The organism is Pseudomonas sp. USHLN015, from assembly GCF_037153275.1.
Classification (GTDB): domain Bacteria; phylum Pseudomonadota; class Gammaproteobacteria; order Pseudomonadales; family Pseudomonadaceae; genus Metapseudomonas; species Metapseudomonas tohonis.
The window spans coordinates 1-667 of the sequence record NZ_JBBCKP010000029.1; the positions used below are offsets into that span (position 1 = coordinate 1).

Sequence of the window (667 nt, forward strand, 5' to 3'; positions counted from 1 at the left end):
GGCCGCTACCATCGAGCGCATGGCCGGCCACTGGCTGGGCCTGCTGGAGGCCATCGTCACCCGGCCCGATGCGCCCATCGCGGAGCTGCAGCTGCTCTCGCCCGACGAGCGCGAAACCCAGCTGCACGGCTGGAACGCCACGGCCACCGCGTACCCGCTCGATACCCCGGTGCACCAGCTGATCGAAGCCCAGGTGCAGCGCGCTCCCGATGCCCCGGCCCTGGCCTTCGGCGCTGAAACGCTCAGCTACGCCGCACTCAACCAGCGCTCCAACCGCCTGGCCCATGCGCTGATCGCCCGGGGCGTCGGGCCGGACAGCCTGGTGGGCATTGCTGTCGAGCGTTCCATCGAAATGGTCGTGGGCCTGCTGGCAATTCTCAAAGCCGGCGGCGCCTATGTGCCGCTGGACCCGGAATACCCGGCCGAGCGCCTGGCCTACATGCTCGACGACAGCGGCGTGAAGCTGCTGCTGAGCCAGTCGCACCTGGAGCTACCGCTGGCCGAAGGCGTGCAGCGCATCGATCTGGACCGGGCGCTATTCGACGACTTCCCGGAAACCAATCCCGGTATCGCGCTTCACGCCGAAAACCTCGCCTATGTGATCTACACCTCCGGTTCCACCGGCAAGCCCAAGGGCGCTGGCAACCGTCATTCGGCGCTGACCAAT

General features: G+C 67.8%; 1 protein-coding gene. It reads left to right on the top strand.

The features are described 5' to 3' along the window. A partial coding sequence (locus WFQ67_RS30195; protein ID WP_337059003.1) for an AMP-binding protein occupies positions 1-667 on the top strand: 667 nt, incomplete at both ends.